The 11,671-nt window shown below is 58.9% G+C and carries 12 protein-coding genes; 8 read left to right on the top strand and 4 right to left on the bottom strand.

The genetic code is table 11. The features are described from left to right. Window positions 1–9 precede the first annotated feature (9 nt). Complete coding sequence (locus tag HNQ99_RS07945; protein ID WP_184475104.1) at window positions 10–174, top strand: hypothetical protein; 165 nt, start codon at window positions 10–12, stop codon at window positions 172–174. A gap of 62 nt (window positions 175–236) precedes the next feature. Here the strand turns inward: HNQ99_RS07945 and HNQ99_RS07940 are convergent, their stop codons facing one another. Continuing rightward, entirely contained in the window at window positions 237–593 is a 357-nt protein-coding gene (locus HNQ99_RS07940) for a PRC-barrel domain-containing protein (protein WP_184475103.1), read from the bottom strand. A 350-nt stretch (window positions 594–943) separates the two neighbouring features. On the opposite strand from HNQ99_RS07940, the gene HNQ99_RS07935 reads away from it, so the two are divergent. Then, window positions 944–1,216, top strand: coding sequence for a hypothetical protein (locus HNQ99_RS07935; protein ID WP_184475102.1), 273 nt, complete (start codon window positions 944–946; stop codon window positions 1,214–1,216). A 24-nt stretch (window positions 1,217–1,240) separates the two neighbouring features. Here HNQ99_RS07935 and moaB read toward each other — a convergent pair whose 3' ends face one another. From moaB to HNQ99_RS07920, 3 genes are read right to left on the bottom strand one after another with little or no spacing between them, the layout of a single operon-like run. After that, window positions 1,241–1,768, bottom strand: a complete 528-nt coding sequence (moaB, locus tag HNQ99_RS07930) for a molybdenum cofactor biosynthesis protein B (protein WP_184475101.1) — start codon at window positions 1,766–1,768, stop codon at window positions 1,241–1,243. Further along, a complete protein-coding gene (locus HNQ99_RS07925; protein WP_407692308.1) occupies window positions 1,758–3,527 on the bottom strand; it encodes a lytic transglycosylase domain-containing protein in 1,770 nt (589 codons plus the stop codon). The genes moaB and HNQ99_RS07925 overlap by 11 nt, the downstream gene beginning before the upstream one ends. Continuing rightward, a complete protein-coding gene (locus tag HNQ99_RS07920) occupies window positions 3,524–4,258 on the bottom strand; it encodes a uracil-DNA glycosylase family protein (RefSeq protein WP_221232624.1) in 735 nt (244 codons plus the stop codon). Before HNQ99_RS07920 ends, HNQ99_RS07925 begins: the two co-directional genes overlap by 4 nt. A gap of 116 nt (window positions 4,259–4,374) precedes the next feature. On the opposite strand from HNQ99_RS07920, the gene HNQ99_RS07915 reads away from it, so the two are divergent. From HNQ99_RS07915 to HNQ99_RS07890, 6 genes are all read left to right on the top strand, one after another. Further along, window positions 4,375–6,027 (top strand): electron transfer flavoprotein-ubiquinone oxidoreductase, encoded by a 1,653-nt coding sequence (locus tag HNQ99_RS07915; RefSeq protein WP_184475099.1) that lies wholly within the window; start codon window positions 4,375–4,377, stop codon window positions 6,025–6,027. 88 nt (window positions 6,028–6,115) lie between these two features. After that, window positions 6,116–7,681, top strand: coding sequence for a tetratricopeptide repeat protein (locus HNQ99_RS07910; RefSeq protein ID WP_246414792.1), 1,566 nt, complete (start codon window positions 6,116–6,118; stop codon window positions 7,679–7,681). Window positions 7,682–7,723: 42 nt separating this feature from the next. Beyond that, a complete protein-coding gene (locus tag HNQ99_RS07905) occupies window positions 7,724–8,590 on the top strand; it encodes a 4-(cytidine 5'-diphospho)-2-C-methyl-D-erythritol kinase (RefSeq protein WP_184475098.1) in 867 nt (288 codons plus the stop codon). Continuing rightward, window positions 8,591–9,310, top strand: coding sequence for an N-formylglutamate amidohydrolase (locus HNQ99_RS07900; protein WP_184475097.1), 720 nt, complete (start codon window positions 8,591–8,593; stop codon window positions 9,308–9,310). 184 nt (window positions 9,311–9,494) lie between these two features. After that, window positions 9,495–11,216, top strand: coding sequence for a dihydroxy-acid dehydratase (ilvD, locus tag HNQ99_RS07895; protein WP_184475096.1), 1,722 nt, complete (start codon window positions 9,495–9,497; stop codon window positions 11,214–11,216). A gap of 154 nt (window positions 11,217–11,370) precedes the next feature. Beyond that, window positions 11,371–11,670: a hypothetical protein gene (locus HNQ99_RS07890; protein WP_184475095.1), complete on the top strand. Its 300-nt coding sequence runs from the start codon at window positions 11,371–11,373 to the stop codon at window positions 11,668–11,670. Window position 11,671: the final 1 nt, after the last annotated feature.

Genomic DNA, 11,671 nt, shown 5'->3' with positions numbered 1-11,671 from the left:
AGAACCGTCATGGGCCGAGAAAAACTGCCCAAAGACAAGGACAAAGGGATCGATCGGCAGCGGCGGGAGCCGGAGCCGTCCTGGGGTCCGGACGAAGAAGGCGAACTGCCACTGGAACCTGATCATATTCCGAACAAGGAGAGCGGGGCCTGGGTGAAACGGCGAGGAAAATAGAAATCATAGCAGGAAGAAAAAGCCCCGGCAGTTAGCCGGGGCTAAGGTTCAACCGGGATAGATTATACCCCGTAATAATCATTGATGCTTCGTCCATAGTCACGATCATAAGTGGGCTCATTTTCGTTGCTGTAACGCGGTGCGTTTTCGAGCAGCGATTTATCCAGATCGATAACATAACCACCATGGCTGGTGTCATATGTCAGCATGTTCCAAGGCAGCGGGTAATTATCGGTGCCCATGCCAAGGAACCCGCCGAAAGAGAGCACGGCATATTGCACGTTGCCGGAAATCTTATCGACCATGAAGTTGGTGATCGTACCCAGGCGTTCGCCCTGGCGGTTGTAAACGGCTGTTCCTTCCACCTTGTTGGAAGCAATCAGGTTGGCGGTTTCGTCGGTGGCAATGTCATGTGCCATATTCCATCTCCTTGGACTGCACTGAATGTATCGACAAAGCGAATGGCGAGGCCGGTCAGTTCCTCGCTCTGCCCCGACGCTGCGATCAAATCGTCGCACTGTTATGGCACATCCGTAACAACAGCGACGAGCGATCAGAGGATTAAAAATGGTAATGGAAGTTACTGATAAATAACGCATCGCCCCTTGTTTCGAAACTACAATGGAACTGTCCTCGCCGCACATGCGTTGGGACCGCATCTATACAGGACGGCAGTGGTCAATCATGTGTCTTCTGTCGAAGCATTGTTGTTGATCTGAACAATATTGATCCGGCGAATGCTTTTTGGTTTTCTTAAAAGGAGTGGATCATGAGAGAAGAGCGTGTATCAGAACGTGTTGTTGAGCAGCCGACTACGACGGTAGTCGAAACTCGGCGTAGCGGCGCGGGCGTGATATTGGGCGTCATTCTGGTCATTCTGGCTGCTATCGCCGTCTATTTCATCGCCGTGAACAGCAATAATGAAAGCCGCCAAACCGACGCTGTATCCGGTGCAGCTCGTGATGTCGGCCAAGCCGCGCAGAGCGTTGGCGATGCCGCCACGACGGCTGCCGACGAAGTGCAAAGGTCTGACGATCGCTAGGAACGAGGTCACCGCAAAGGCGGTTTAGCGCTCCCGAAGACGGGGCATTAGCTCGACGAAGTTACACGGCTGGTGACGACTATCCAACTGGCTTGCCAGAATGCCGTCCCAGCCGTCCTTGACGGCCCCGGTAGAGCCGGGCAGGGCAAAAATATAGGTGCCGCGCGCGACACAGGCGCAGGCCCGCGACTGTACCGTAGACGTTCCGATCTTTTGATAACTCAGCCAGCGGAAGAGTTCCCCAAAACCCGGTATGTCCTTGTCCTGGACCTGAGCGAGCGCTTCGGGCGTGACATCGCGGCCTGTTACTCCCGTTCCGCCGGTGGTTATGATGCAGTCGACCTCTGGATCATCGATCCAGGCGTGGAGCCGCGAAACAAGGGCTTCCGTGTCGTCCCGTTCCAGATATCGGGCAGCAACGACATGGCCGGCTGTCTCTATTCGTTCAACGAGGGTGTCGCCCGAAATGTCATTGGCGGCGGTGCGGCTATCCGACACCGTCAGAACGGCAATCCGTACCGGTTTGAACGGCAGGCTTTGGTCAATCGGCACTGAAGGATTTCCCATTTGGATATAGGCGATTGGCGGTCGCACCCGACATGCCGGGGAAACGCGGCCATATGCCTTGAGCCAGGCTTGAGAGGCTGGAAGTCTCCTCCCCGGTCTGCTTCTGGTACATCCAAAAGTTCCGCATCACGATCGTCACATAGGCCCGCGTTTCGTAATAGGGAATGGATTCTATGAAGAGAAGGGGATCTCCATTGTCGCGCACCTCCAGGTTCCATCGCTCGACGGCGCCGGGTCCGGCATTATAAGCAGCGATCACCTTGGGCAGCATGCCCCCGGTCGCGGTCATGTCCCGCAGACGCTCCAAATATTGCTGGCCATATTCCATATTGACCGCCGGATTGTCCAACTGGGTTGGATCGGCATAGACGCCGCTCCTGCTTGCCATCAGTTTGGCGGTGCCCGGCATCACCTGCATCAATCCGCGCGCGCCCGCCGGGCTGACGACGGAAGCACGGAAGTTCGATTCTTGTAACGCATGGGCGAAGACCAATGCGCGGTCCACTCGCCAGCCGCCATTGGGTTGCCATTTTGGCATGGGATAGCGTGCGAAGGCATCGGGCCGCTGCCCATAGGGAGCGTTGTGAGCCAGCCACAACTGGGTTTCCGCCAAATTGAGGCGGCGCGCCAGCCGCAACAGCGCATCATGTGCGCGGGTTGCGCCGATACGGGCCTGTTGACGCAGTACGTCGTCAGCAAGCGAGTCTTCGCCGATTTCCACGAGCGCAATGGAGGTGCGGACGTTGGCGTAATTTTTCAGTAGCGCCCAATCCTCCGCGTCGAAAGTCGGGCTAAGTGGCTTCAACGCAGGCTCTATGGCCAATGTCTGGCCCGCCAGCAGGCCGTAGAAGGTCTCGTCCAGCCGCGCGGCGTTGCGCATCAGACCTTGAACCTTGGCGGCATTGCCGCAGGCCATGTGACTGCGAGCAGCCCAAAACAAACCGGCGGCCCGCATGTCGTCATTGTCCGCGCGTGCCGCGACATTTTCAAAGGCAGCGGCCGACGCTTGACAGTCATTCTGTCGCCACGCCGATAAGCCCGCCACCCAGTGAGCCTGGGCCAACCAGGGTCCTGACCCGCTCTCCAAGGCCTTGCCGGCCATGCGGCGGGCATTGGCGTCGTCATTTTCGATGTAATAGGACCATGCCACCCGCTGACGCCATTCGGTCAATGCTTCCGGCGTAAGCCCAATTTCACCAGTCCCGAGCCGGGATTCGGCTCCGGCTGGATCGTCGTTCTTGATGAACGGAAGGATCTGAGCACCCAGCGCTTGGGCGGCCAAGTCTTCACGGATGCTGGCGGTTGCCTTCCGGCGCGGGGCTCCCGGTAACCAGACTAGCTTCTGCACCTGCGGTAGCGTGGGCAAAATTTGCGCGCCCCGCTTTTGCGCCAGCTTCGACAAGCGTTCGGCCTGCGGCAGTGCGGGTGCCTGATTGAGCAAATCAAGCAGTTCGAACAATTCCGCCTTGGGCGAATTCTTGGCAAGATAGAGTTCTGCAAGGGCCACTGGGCGCAGGACATTGTCGCTCGATGCCTGAAGCATCGCCCTTGCCTCGGCCCATTGTTGATTACGGATCGCGGTGAATATGGCGCGGTAACGGCCTCGCTCACTCTCGCTCAACTGATCTGGTACAACAGAGGTGGAAGGTTGTGCGGTCAATACTGGCGCCGTTGTAGGATTCGCGTAAGCGTTAACGGCGCTTCCAGCGAGCAGAGCGGCAACAAAAATAACTCCGGACTTCAAGAACAGACTTCCTTTGCAAATAACTGCAGATCTTTCCAGCACTCCGTCTTTGCGGCGGCCTGGCGCATCAATAGGCGCGGGTGGAAAGTGGCTATGGCCCCAACGCTGCCATGTTCGTGGTTAATTATTTGTAACTTTCCGCGCGCGTCCCCTGCATCCGCCGTCAGGAGTGCACGGCTCGTCTTGTCCCCTAAAAGAAGGACCTTCCTGGGTGCTGACAGCGCCACCTGATGGCGCATGATGCGCGCCAGCCGCTCCGCATCGGGACTGTTCAACACCCCGCCCGGTGGCCGCGCGGTCGCGAGAGAGCAAAGATAAACATCGTCTCGGCTAAGACCGATCGCCTGTAACATCCGGTCGAACAGCCTTCCGGTTTCGCCCGATAGCAGCGCTCCGGCGGCCATATCTTCAACGTCGGGCAGGTCGGTAATGATCATGATGCCGTTATCGGCGGCGGGCGCGGGAACAATCCGGGTGCCGGGCCATGCCGATTCCGGAACATCGGCGCTGGTGCTTCGCCAGGCCAGGAACTCGGCGATGCTGTCCGGCATGTTATCCACGCCGGAGGATTTGGCTTTTACAGCTATTGGGGCAGTAGGCTGGGGTTGTGCAGGCGCGGCGAGCCAATCGGACGTCTCGTCCGCAACGGGCGTGCTTAATCCTGCCAGTTCCCACCAGCCAAGCAAGCTTCCCACAGCATCATTTGATCGTACTGCCACCATTCCCCGCATGAATTATTACAGTCTGAGGTTGACGAAAGGGTCAATAATTGGACATCGGGTTATCTGGTCAAGCGTGAACAAAGTAAGCCGGCCCGAACGCAAGGGGCAATGGTGAGGAGATTATGATGAGCAACCGGGAATCGATGCCTTATGACGTAGTGATTGTGGGCGGCGGACCTGCGGGTCTGTCGGCTGCCATACGTCTCAAGCAGCTTGCCTCCGAGGCTGGGCAGGAGCTTTCCGTCTGCGTCCTGGAAAAGGGTTCAGAGATAGGGGCGCACATCCTTTCCGGCGCAGTAGTAGATCCGAAAGCCCTCAATGAACTGCTGCCCGACTGGCGCACCCAGGGCTGCTCGCTGGCGGAGGTGCCGGTCAACGACAACCAGCACTGGTTCCTGTCGGCTGGTGGCAAATGGGAAATGCCCCATGCCCTCATGCCGCCGTTCATGAACAACAAGGGCACTTATACCGGCTCCCTGGGCAATCTCTGCCGCTGGCTCGCCGAACAGGCAGAGGGCCTGGCTGTGGAGATCTTCCCCGGTTTTGCGGCTGCGGAAATACTCTACAATGACGATGGCTCTGTTAAGGGCGTCGCTACAGGCGACATGGGCGTAGCGCGGGACGGCTCCCACAAGCACGATTATCAGCCTGGCCTTGAGCTGCATGCCAAATACACCTTCTTCGCCGAAGGCGCGCGTGGACACCTGACCAAGATATTGAAGCGGCAGTTCGACCTTGAGGCGAGTTGTCAGCCGCAGACCTATGGCATCGGCCTTAAGGAATTATGGGACATCGATCCCGCCAAGCACGCGCCCGGCCGCGTCATTCATACTCAGGGATGGCCCCTCACCGATGCTTATGGCGGCGGTTTTCTCTATCATCAGGCGAACGGGCAAGTGGCCCTGGGCTTTGTCGTCGGTCTTGGCTACAAAAATCCCTGGCTTTCCCCCTTCGAGGAGTTCCAGCGTTGGAAGCAGCATCCGAAGATCCGCGAAATCCTTGAGGGCGGCCGCCGCGTTTCCTATGGCGCGCGGGCGATCAACGAGGGCGGCTGGCAGTCGGTGCCCAAACTTTCATTCCCAGGCGGCGCGCTCATCGGCTGTTCGGCGGGCTTCGTCAACGTGCCCCGCATCAAGGGCAGCCACACGGCCATGAAATCGGGCATGCTCGCAGCCGAAGCCGCCTTCAGCGCGATTACAAACGGACGCGCGCATGACGAACTTACCTCCTATGGAGAGGCGGTCGACAATAGCTGGATCGCGAGCGAACTGAAGCTCGTCCGCAATGCGCAGCCTTCTCTGGAGAAATTCGGCGGCACGCTGGGCACGCTGGTCGCCGGCACCGACATGTGGATGCGTACGCTGAAGATCGGCCTGCCTGTTACCATGAAGCATGAGCCGGACTACGCACATCTGCATCGCAAGGAACATGCTCATAAGATTGAATATCCAAAACCAGATGGCGTGATCAGCTTCGACCGCTTGTCTTCGGTCTTTCTTTCCAGCACCAACCATGAGGAGGACCAGCCCGTCCACCTTCAATTGCAAGACCCAAATATTCCGATTGACCAGAATTTGCCGCTTTATGATGAGCCGGCGCAGCGCTATTGTCCTGCAGGTGTCTATGAGGTGGTGGGATTGGAGGAAGGGTCGCCCCGGTTCCAGATCAACGCCCAGAACTGCGTCCATTGCAAGACATGCGACATCAAGGATCCGGCCCAGAACATCAATTGGGTCGTGCCCGAAGGCGGCGGAGGGCCCAATTATCCCAATATGTAGGTCCATCTTAAGTCTGCTGATCCTGCCTCTTGGGGCGGCAGGGTTTGCCGCACCGGCGGCGGCCAGCCTGAATGGCGGCAGTGAGGCATTGCACGATTATGCGCGGGCGCGCCTGGCCGACAGCGACGGCGCGCTCAGTGTGTCCGTGGCAAGCTACCGCCGGGCCTTGGCGATTGATCCTGACAGCAGCGTGTTGGCGCTGCGATCCTATCGGCAGGCGCTTGAAACTGGCGACCGCGCGCTCGCCCTGCGTGCTGCGCGCCTGCTGGATCGGGAACTGGCGTTGCCGCCCGATGGCGCCTTGCTCCTGCTGTCAGTGGCTTTGCAGGAAAAGGACTGGTCGGCGGCTGAGGCCTTGACGCAACGGCTGGTGACCGAACGCAATTTCGCGTTTCTGACGCCGATCATTACCAGTTGGATTTCGCTTGGGAAGGGCTCTTATCAGCCTCCTGCTCTGCCTCAGGACAAGAACATGGCGTCGCTTTCTCGGCGTTATCTTGCTGAGCATCAGGCGTTGCAATGTCTTGCGCTTGGTGACGCGGAGCATGGCATGCCCTTTGTGCAGCAGGCATTGGCGCTGCGCACCAACCTGCTGCCCGGATTTCGCATGAGCGCCGCCATCAGGCTGAATGAACTCGGCTGGAAGGAAGCAGCGCTTGGCCTTCTCAATATCAGAAACAAAGACGCGACATTGTTGCGTAACGCCATTGAAGCGGACAACTCTCCCCGAAATCCGCAGGTCCGGACCGCTGCCCAAGGCTATGCGCGTCTGCTTTTCCGGGTAAGCGAAGACCTGTCTGGCGAAAACAGCCGCGCGCTCGCCCTCTCTTTGTCCCGAATTGCGACCTTCGCGGACCCGGCGGCCGACGAACACCGGATTCAGTTGGCGCGGGAGTTGGTAAATTCGGGTCAGCCGGATTTCGCCCTGAAGGAATTAGCCTCGATCAAGAGCGATTCGTCCTTCGCCGCTTCGGCAAATGACGTCCAGATTGCGGCGGTGCTGGACACGGGCGATAAGGATGGAGCGCTGGCCATGGCGCAAAAGACGATCGCAGAACCCACGGTGGGCTCGAGCGATTATATTCGGCTTGGCGGCCTTTTGTCCGCCCGCGACCAACCATTGGCCGCCGCTGAAGCCTATCAGAAAGCCATGGATATTTTTGAAGAACGTCCGCTGCCTTGGACTCTCCACCTCTTGAAGGGCGGAGCGCTGGAGCAGGCCGGACGCTGGGAAGAAGCGAAGGCTGAACTGGAAAAGGCGGCCTCTCTTGCTCCCAATGAACCCGTCATCCTCAACTATTTAGGTTATGCCCAGATCGAGCGGCGGCAAAATGTGGAGGCGGCGCTGGCGCTGATAGAAAAGGCCAGCGACTTGCGGCCTGACGATGCTGCGATCACTGACTCCCTTGGCTGGGCGCATTATGTGAACGGTGATGTGAAGAGTGCTATTCCGGTTTTGGAAAGGGCGGTGGTGGGCGCGCCTTCGGACGCCACGGTCAACGAACATCTGGGGGATGCCTATTGGGCCGCCGGCCGTCGCTTTGAAGCGCGCTATTCCTGGAATGCGGCTTTCGTGCTGGCGGACGAAGATGGGCAAAAGCGCATTTCGAAGAAGATAGAACTCGGCTTCCGGCCCGACTTTGCGGCACCGTGAAGGGTGGACCACGGCGTGCTCCCAAATTATCTCTAATAGCTCATGCTGACTGAAACGGCCTATGCGAAGATCAACCTCGCCCTGCACGTTCGGGCGCGCCGCAACGATGGCTATCACGACATTGAAAGCGTGTTTGCCTTTGCGCAGGACGGCGACCGGCTTTCGGCGGATTTGCGGCAGGATGGGCGCTTTTCCTTGTCCATAGACGGACCGTTTGCCTCTGGTCTGAGCGTCGCGCCTGACAATCTTGTGATCCGTGCGGCATCGGCTTTGCGCGGGGCTTGTGGCGTCGCGGCAGGCGCTGACCTTTACCTCACCAAGAATCTGCCTGTGGCGTCGGGCATCGGCGGCGGGTCGGCGGACGCCGCAGCGGCATTACGGCTGCTTTCGCGATTGTGGAAGCTGACGCCGGCTGACACCGGAATGGCGGCAGTAATGGTGAATAACCTGGTGCGGCTTGCCGGCGATCTGGGTTCGGATGTGCCGGCCTGTGTCGTCAGCCAAACGCTGGTCGGGACGGGCAGGGGAGAGGCTCTGGACCTTCGAGAGATAAATGGCCTTTCCGGCATGCCCTTGTTACTCGTCAACCCATCCAAGTCGCTGTCGACGGCTCAGGTATTCGCGGATTGGGATGGCCTGGATCGGGGGCCGCTTCAATGCGAGAGCCTGGAGCAGATTGTCGCTATTGGACGGAATGACCTGCAACCGCCCGCCATTCGGCTTATCCCCGAAATAGCGGGAATACTTGCGGAACTGGAGGGCCTTGATGAAGTGGTTCTAGCCCGCATGTCCGGTTCAGGCGCCACCTGCTTTGCCCTGTTCTCTGATGAAGCCGCCCTTGCGCGTGGGTCCAAGTCTTTGCAAATGGCTCATCCAAAATGGTGGATCATGACCTCAAAGGTGCGCTGAATGGAAACCGAAGCCTATCGGATCATCGGGCGGATGAATGGCAGCGCTATGCTGATCGTCGGCGATCACGCATCGAACCATGTGCCGGCCGACATCGACCTTGGCCTGCCAGACGAACTGTTGAACGATCATATTGCGTGGGACATCGGCGTTGCCGAAGTAGCGTTGCTGCTGGCTGACAGGCTGGATTGCGGCGGCCTGTTGGGCGGCGCGTCGAGGCTCGTCATCGATCTTAATCGTGAGGAGGATGCCCATGGCCTTCTTCCTCACAGCAGCGACGGGCACTCAATTTTGGGCAATCACGACGCCGATCTGCCTACGCGGCTGAACCGGTTCTGGCATCCTTACCACAATATGCTGGCGCAGATGATCGTTGAGCATCGGCCAGAAATATTGTTGTCGATCCATAGCTTTACGCCTGCTCTTAAAAATCGAAGTGGGGATCGGCCCTGGGACATCGGTGTTCTTTACAACCAGGATGATCGCGCGGCGCGCATCGCCATTCCCATGCTGGAAGCGGCGGGGCTGAAGGTCGGTGACCAGCTTCCCTATTCGGGCAAACTGCTCAACGCGACGATGAACCGTCATGGGGAGGGCAACGGCATTCCCTATCTGGGCGTGGAAATGCGGCAGGATCTGGTGAGCGACCAAGCGGGCCAAAGGCGATTTGCCGAGATATTGGCGCCCATAATGATCGAATGCCGCAATTTGCTTGCCTGACACGTGCCTTTTTGGAAAGAGGCGGCCACGAGAAAGAGCAACTGCGCTATCGGTCAAGTTGAAACAAGATCGTCTCTGTAAAGCCGCTGGTCCCGAGCGAAGTTGAGGACGTTGGCTTGGCGAGTGCATGTTTCGGCTTCGTCCGACACGGACGGGCGGTTCATAGGCTTCGAAGGAACAGGAAATGACGAACATATTCGATAAAAACAAGCTTCCCAGCCGTCACGTTTCCGTCGGCCCTGAGCGCGCGCCGCACCGTAGCTATTATTACGCGATGGGTCTTACCGAAGAGGATATTGCGCGTCCCTTCGTGGCGATAGCCTCAGCGGGAAATGACAGCGCGCCTTGCAACACCACGCTCGATGCGCAGGCGGACATCTGCCGTGCGGGCGTTGAAAAGGGCGGTGGCATGCCTCGCCGGTTCAATACGATTACCGTGACCGACGGCATCGCCATGGGCCATCAGGGCATGAAAAGCTCGCTGGTGAGCCGCGAAGTCATTGCCGATTCGGTGGAGCTTTCCGTCCGTGGTCATTGCTATGATGCGCTTGTCGGCTTTGCCGGCTGCGACAAGAGCCTGCCCGGCATGATGATGGCGATGCTTCGGCTCAACGTGCCCAGCATCTTCGTTTATGGCGGGTCTATCCTGCCCGGCCGCTTCCATGACAAGGATGTCACCGTCAAGGACGTGTTCGAAATCGTTGGCAAATATGCGGCGGGCACCTGTCCTTTGCAGGAGCTGATCGATCTGGAAAAGGTTGCCTGTCCCGGTCATGGCGCTTGTGGCGGTCAATATACCGCCAACACCATGGCCTGTGTAGGCGAGGCGATTGGCCTTTCACTGCCCAACAGCAATATGGCCCCCGCACCCTATAAAAGCCGCGACGAAGTTGCGCTGGCTGCGGGTGAGCAGGTGATGGAGCTTTTGGCGCGTAACATCCGTCCCCGCGACATCTGCACACGCGAAGCGTTCGAGAATGCGGCCCGCGTCGTGGCTGCAACCGGCGGCTCCACCAATGGCGGTTTGCACTTGCCCGCCATGGCGCATGAAGCTGGCATCGAATTCGATCTATTCGACGTGGCGGAGATATTTAAAACAACGCCTTACATCGCAGACCTGCAACCAGGTGGACAATATGTGGCCCGGGATATGTATGAAGCCGGCGGCGTCTACATGCTGATGAAGACGCTGATGGACAACGGCCTGCTGCATGGCAACTGCATGACGGTCTCTGGAAAGACGTTGGGCGAAAATATTGAAGAAATCACCTGGAACCCCGACCAGAAGGTCATATACGACGTCAAGAACCCGATCACGCCGACGGGCGGGGTCGTTGGCCTTCGGGGCAGTCTGGCTCCCGAAGGAGCCATTGTGAAGGTCGCCGGCATGCATCGCCTGCAGTTCACTGGTCCAGCCCAGGTCTTCGATAGCGAGGAAGACACCTTCGCTGCCGTTGAAAAGCGGGAGATCAAGGAAGGCAGCGTCATCATCATCCGCTATGAAGGGCCGAAGGGCGGTCCTGGCATGCGGGAAATGCTGTCCACCACGGCCGCGCTCTATGGTCAAGGCATGGGGGAGAAGGTCGCCCTCATTACCGACGGCCGCTTTTCCGGTGCGACACGCGGTTTCTGCATCGGGCATGTGGGACCCGAGGCTGCTGAAGGCGGACCAATCGCGCTGGTTGAAAATGGCGACATCATCTCCATCGATGCGGAAGCCGGTACTATCGACCTTCAGGTGGATGAGACGGTGCTCGCCGAACGCCGCAAGGCATGGACGCCCCGGACCAATGATTACCAATCCGGAGCGCTCTGGCGCTATGCACAGAATGTGGGGCCGGCCTATAAGGGTGCAGTGACGCATCCTGGAGCAAAGGCCGAAACCCATGTCTATGCTGACATTTGAGCGGGTGACGTTTAACCCCGTGCTCATTCGGAAGCAGGAGCCCGGACTCGCAAACGCAGCGCCAATGACCCTTGAGCCCAGCTTTCGCAGGAGCAGGGTGGCATGCGGCCTAAGCGTCCTCCTCCTCCTCGCGGCCTGCGATTCGAGCAACGACGTGCCTGAGACGACCGCCGATGTTGACGGCAAGCTCTTTTGCGCTGTCGACGGCGCGAAGGACATGACGCAAAGCTGCCTGCTTGAGCGCGTTGACAGCCCGGAGGGTCAGGTGCTTGTCGTGCATCATCCCGAAGGGGGCTTCCGTCGTTTCGAGGTTGTTCGGGACGGGCGCGGCGTAGTGCCAGCCGATGGCGCCGAGCCGTCGAAGCTGTTCATCGTCGCGGACAATATGATCGACGTGGCGGTCGGCGGCGACCGCTATCGCTTTCCGGCTACCATTGGCCCCAAGGCGGATTGAT

Source organism: Rhizorhapis suberifaciens (assembly GCF_014200045.1).
GTDB classification, from domain to species: domain Bacteria; phylum Pseudomonadota; class Alphaproteobacteria; order Sphingomonadales; family Sphingomonadaceae; genus Rhizorhapis; species Rhizorhapis suberifaciens.
Note: the sequence above shows the minus strand (reverse complement) of the source record. Positions and strands in the feature narration are given on the sequence as shown.

Coding starts and splice junctions, on each gene's coding strand:
- HNQ99_RS07900 (WP_184475097.1), top strand. CDS start 8,591: ATGGAAACCGAAGCCTATCGGATCATCGGGCGGATGAATGGCAGCGCT.
- HNQ99_RS07915 (WP_184475099.1), top strand. CDS start 4,375: ATGAGCAACCGGGAATCGATGCCTTATGACGTAGTGATTGTGGGCGGC.
- HNQ99_RS07920 (WP_221232624.1), bottom strand. CDS start 4,258: ATGCGGGGAATGGTGGCAGTACGATCAAATGATGCTGTGGGAAGCTTG.
- HNQ99_RS07945 (WP_184475104.1), top strand. CDS start 10: ATGGGCCGAGAAAAACTGCCCAAAGACAAGGACAAAGGGATCGATCGG.
- HNQ99_RS07905 (WP_184475098.1), top strand. CDS start 7,724: ATGCTGACTGAAACGGCCTATGCGAAGATCAACCTCGCCCTGCACGTT.
- ilvD (WP_184475096.1), top strand. CDS start 9,495: ATGACGAACATATTCGATAAAAACAAGCTTCCCAGCCGTCACGTTTCC.
- HNQ99_RS07935 (WP_184475102.1), top strand. CDS start 944: ATGAGAGAAGAGCGTGTATCAGAACGTGTTGTTGAGCAGCCGACTACG.
- HNQ99_RS07940 (WP_184475103.1), bottom strand. CDS start 593: ATGGCACATGACATTGCCACCGACGAAACCGCCAACCTGATTGCTTCC.